The sequence below is a fragment of the Mesorhizobium sp. M0664 genome (assembly GCF_040320565.1).
In the GTDB taxonomy this organism is placed as follows: domain Bacteria; phylum Pseudomonadota; class Alphaproteobacteria; order Rhizobiales; family Rhizobiaceae; genus Mesorhizobium.
Genome location: NZ_JAMYPW010000092.1, coordinates 1 through 4,480 on the forward strand (window position 1 = coordinate 1; position 4,480 = coordinate 4,480).

At 66.2% G+C, this 4,480-nt stretch carries 4 protein-coding genes; all 4 read right to left on the reverse strand.

Going from position 1 to position 4,480, the window contains the following annotated elements; genetic code table 11:
* Positions 1-28 precede the first annotated feature (28 nt).
* On the reverse strand, positions 29-166 hold the full coding sequence (locus tag NKI39_RS34445) for a hypothetical protein (protein ID WP_502898653.1): 138 nt from the start codon (positions 164-166) through the stop codon (positions 29-31).
* A gap of 174 nt (positions 167-340) precedes the next feature.
* Positions 341-1,279, reverse strand: a complete 939-nt coding sequence (locus NKI39_RS33915) for an alpha/beta hydrolase (RefSeq protein WP_352682187.1) — start codon at positions 1,277-1,279, stop codon at positions 341-343.
* A gap of 222 nt (positions 1,280-1,501) precedes the next feature.
* On the reverse strand, positions 1,502-2,284 hold the full coding sequence (locus NKI39_RS33920; RefSeq protein WP_352472543.1) for a carnitinyl-CoA dehydratase: 783 nt from the start codon (positions 2,282-2,284) through the stop codon (positions 1,502-1,504).
* Complete coding sequence (locus NKI39_RS33925; RefSeq protein WP_352818777.1) at positions 2,277-4,355, reverse strand: acetate--CoA ligase family protein; 2,079 nt, start codon at positions 4,353-4,355, stop codon at positions 2,277-2,279. The genes NKI39_RS33920 and NKI39_RS33925 overlap by 8 nt, the downstream gene beginning before the upstream one ends.
* Positions 4,356-4,480 lie beyond the last annotated feature (125 nt).

A 4,480-nucleotide genomic window follows, 5' to 3' on the forward strand; every position in this document is an offset into this window, starting at 1 on the left:
GTCACCACCGTGCCATGGCCGCTCGCCCTCAGAGCAGGCGCCGTTCTCCATCCAAAACTTTTTGCAGAACCTTCAGCACACTATCAGCCGATTGGCTGTCCTTTGCGGCCGCGCCGACCTTCGCAGCCATGGCGCTGCTGACGCTTCTCGGCGGCGCGCCGGACATGATGTGCTCGACCGGGCAAGAGGCGTCACCGCTGGGCGGCATGGTCCCGATGTACCTGCTGATGAGCGGCTTTCATTTAGGACCTTGGCTGAAAGCAGGTTTCCGGCCGGCGACGCCGCCGCAAATAGAGCTGTACCGGCCGACAAAGGCCCGTTCTGGTCGGGAAGACATCCCTCACCAGATCCACTCGCCCCTTCCCAAAACCGCTACCGCATCGACAATCCGGGTAAAGCTCGAGCGGGCGCGGCCGGCCGTGTGCCTGGCGCGCAAATAGCCATGCACCAGCCCCGGCTCCTCGAGCCACCAGGCGCGCCCGCCCGCGGCAACGATGCGGTCGCGATAGGCTTCGCCGTCCGACGACAGCGGGTCGCATTCAGCGGTGATCACGACGGTGGGCGGAAGATTGGCGAACTCGGCGTCGGCGAGCGGCCACAGAGTGAGATCGCCGGTGCGATCCTCGCCACCGGTCCTGATGTCCCTGTAGAAAACGAGGTCGCGCGCGGTAAGCATCGGCGCTTCCGCGTGGGTGACGTAGGAACCGGCGGAGCTGTCGCCGCCAAGGCCGGGATAGACCAGGATCTGGCCGATCGGCTTGCGCGCATGGCCGCGCGTCGCATGACTGACGGCGGCGGCGAGATTGCCGCCGGCACTGTCGCCGCAGAGCAGGACAGGACGCTCGTAAGTCGCCGCCGCCCATTCGAAGGCGCTGATGGCATCGTCGAAGGCGGCCGGATGAAGGTGTTCAGGTGCCAGCCGGTAGTCGACCGAAACCACTTCGTAGCCGGTGCGGCTGCAAAGCTCGGCGCAGAGGTCGTCATGGCTGTCGAGCCCGCCGAGGATAAAACCGCCGCCATGGAAATAAAGCACCATTGCCGAAGCTTCCGGCGCCGGGGCGCGGTAGATGCGGATCGGAATGTGCCAGGGTGTGGCAATGGCGGTGGTTTCCGCCGTGACGCCTTGGGGATAGCCGGCAAAGAACTCGCGGCACATCCGGTTATAGATCTGGCGCTGCTCGGCGACGGTGTAGTCGATCGTATCGGGCGGATAATAAGAATTGGTCCGCTCGATGAAGGCCCAGGTCTCGGCGTCGATGAGGGTTTTGTAGTCGGTCATGGGCGCTGAAAGTGTTCTGACGACAGCGCCTGAGCACCCCCCTCTGGCCTGCCGGCCATCTCCCCCTCAAGTGGGGAGATTGGCAGCTTCGGCCTTGCAGCCCATCTTGCAACGTTGGAGATTGGCGAAAACCGAAGCGACATCCGATCTCCCCCCTTGAGGGGGAGATGGCCGGCAGGCCAGAGGGGGGCGTGACGGAGTGCCGTCATTTCGGCAATACCTTCATTTCCCCTTCCACACCGGATCGCGCTTCTCGGCAAAGGCGCGAAAGCCCTCGAGATTGTCCTCCGAGCCGTAGAGTGCGTCAACCGTCGACAGTTGCCGGCGCGTCACCCGGTTCATCGCGTCCTGGAACGTCAGCGATTCTGCGACCCGGGCCGTCTCCTTGATCGCGGCGAAGACCAGCGGCGGGCCGCTGGCGAGCAGCCGCGCGATCTCCCAGACGCGGTCCTCCAGTCTTTCCTTGGGCAGCACCTCGTTGACCAGGCCCCATCGATGCGCCTCGGCGACATCCATCCAGCGGCCGGTGAGCAGAAGGTCCATGGCGACATGGTAGGGGATACGCTTCGGCAGCTTGATCGTCGCCGCATCGGCCAGCGTGCCGGCACGGATTTCGGGCAGCGCGAAGGAGGAGTGGTCCGACGCATAGATGAGGTCGCAGGATAGCGCCAGTTCGAAGCCGCCGCCGACCGCCATGCCGTTGACGCAGGCGATCACCGGCTTGTTGAGGTCGCGCAGTTCCTGCAGCCCGCCGAAGCCGCCGACGCCGTAGTCGCCGTCGACGGCGTCGCCGCCGGCCGCGGCCTTCAGGTCCCAGCCGGCGCAGAAAAACTTGTCACCGGCGGTCTTGACGATGGCGACGCGCAAGTCGGGATCGTCGCGAAACGCCTTGAAAGTCTCGCCCATCAGCCGCGACGTCTTCAGGTCGATGGCATTGGCCTTGGGCCGGTCGAGCGTGACTTCGAGGATAGTGCCCTCGCGGCGGGTGGTGATGACGTCAGACATTTTTGTTCTCTCCAAGCACCAGCAGCGCATCGGCGATCCAGGCGCCCTTGCCTTCGGTGCAGACGATCAGCGGATTGATGTCGAGTTCCTCGATCTCGCCGGCGTTTTGCTGCACGAAAGCGGCAATGCCCGATATCGCATCGATTGCCGCTGCGACATCGGCCTTCGGCCGACCGCGATAGCCGTCGAGCAGCGGGAACAGTTTCAGCCCGCGCAAAGCGGCCTCGATATCGTCGCGGGTCGCCGGCAGCATCAGCGTGACGCTGTCGCGCAACAGCTCGACCAGCACGCCGCCGGTGCCGAGCGTCATCACGGCGCCGAACATCGGGTCGCGGGTGAAGCCGACGAGCAGCTCGGCGACGCCGTCGCGCACCATGCGCTCGACATAAAGGCCCGTGCCGAGCGGGCCGAGATCGTGGGCGGCGGTGCTGACGGATTCGGCATCCCTCAAATTGAGCCGGACCGCGTCGAGCTCGGACTTGTGGATGACACCAAGGGCCTTCAGCGCCACCGGGAAGCCGAGCGCCATCGAGGAGATGACAGCTTCGACCGCGTTGCCGGCGCGCTCGCCCTTCGGCACGGGGAGCCCGGCCTCGATGAGCCGCGCCTTCGCCTCGGCCTCGTCCGGCGTGACATGGTCGCCGACCGGCGCGCCGGACGCCGAAGTGTCGATCGGCTGCGCCTGCGGCTCGCGCCAGGCCCAGCCGATGAAGGCCGCCGCCTGGGCGGCGTCCATGGCTTCGGAGATGCCGAACAGCGGCACCATGCCCCGCGCCATCAGGCCGGCAGTGTATTCCTCGGGCAGGTTCTCCGGCAGCGAGGAGACGATCGCGCCTTGCGCGCTGTTGGTCTTCAGCGCCACTTCGAAGGCGCGCAGCGTCGCCCACCAGTCGGTGTCCGAGCAGCGGTCGGGGCGCGGGAAATCGAGCACCAGCATGTTGAGGTCGAAGCCGCCCGACACCATCGCGGTGAAGGTGGCGGTCATCGCCGGCTCGTTGTTCCAGATGAAGGTGTGGTAGTCGAGCGGGTTGGCCACCGCGACCAGCGGCCCGAGCGTCGATTTGACATGCGCGCGGTGCTCGGGGGTGAGTGGCGGAAACGTCACCCAGCGGCCTTCGGCGCTGTCGGCCATCACCGACGCCTCGCCGCCCGAACAGCTCATCGACGACAGCCGGTAGCCGGGCAGGGGGCCGGTGACGTGCAGCAGCTTGAGCGCCTCGATGAAGGCCGGGATCGAATCGATGCGGGCGATGCCGAGCCGCTTCAGGAAGGCGCCGGACGCTGCGTCCGAGCCGGCCAGCGACGCGGTATGGGAAACGGTCGCCTGCCGCGCCTGCTCGGAGCGGCCGACCTTCATGGCGATGACAGGCTTTTTCAGCTCGCGCGCCCGTGCCGCCAGCCTTTCGAAGCCGGCTACCGAATCGAAAGCCTCGATATGCAAGCCGAGCGCGGTGACACGGTCGTCCTCGATCAGGCCGAGCGCCATTTCGGAAAGCCCGGTCTGCGCCTGGTTGCCGGCGGTCATCAGAAAGGCGATCGGCAGGCCGCGCTTCTGCATCGTCATATTGATGGCGATGTTCGACGACTGGGTGATGATGGCAACGCCGCGACCGCCTTCTGGCAGCCTGATGCCGCCATGCTGGTCGGGCCACAAAAGCGCGCCGTCGGCATAGTTGATGAGCCCGTAGCAGTTCGGCCCGATGATTGGCATTTGGCCCGCCGCCGCGACCAGCTCGGCCTGCAGCCGCTCGCCGTCCTCGTCATAGGCCTCGGTTTCGAGGAAGCCGGCGGCGAAGCAGACCGCACCGCCGGCGCCGCGCTCGGCCAGTGCCTTGACCACTTCGATGGTCAAGTGCCGGTTGACGCCGACGAAAGCGGCATCCGGCGCACCGGGCAATTCGGCCACCGAGCGATAGGCCTTGCGGCCGGCGACCTCGGCCTTGCTCGGATGCACCGGCCAGATCTCGCCGGCAAAGCCCATCTTGATCGATTGCGCGACGACGGCGGCAGCCTGCGCGCCACCGAAGACCGCGATTGTCCGCGGGCGCAAAAGGCGCTCAAGTTTGTGCATGAACACCCTCCTCTGCCCTGCCCTCTTTGCCAAAACTTGGCATCTCCCCCTCAAGGGGGTGTTTGGACCGGAGACATCGCGAACAGGTGTGCGAGGACATCGCGAACAGTTTGGCGCGCTTTGCG

Excerpts from the sequence above, each read along its gene's own strand:
- NKI39_RS34445 (WP_502898653.1), bottom strand. The coding sequence starts at position 166 with ATGTCCGGCGCGCCGCCGAGAAGCGTCAGCAGCGCCATGGCTGCGAAG.
- NKI39_RS33920 (WP_352472543.1), bottom strand. The coding sequence starts at position 2,284 with ATGTCTGACGTCATCACCACCCGCCGCGAGGGCACTATCCTCGAAGTC.
- NKI39_RS33925 (WP_352818777.1), bottom strand. The coding sequence starts at position 4,355 with ATGCACAAACTTGAGCGCCTTTTGCGCCCGCGGACAATCGCGGTCTTC.
- NKI39_RS33915 (WP_352682187.1), bottom strand. The coding sequence starts at position 1,279 with ATGACCGACTACAAAACCCTCATCGACGCCGAGACCTGGGCCTTCATC.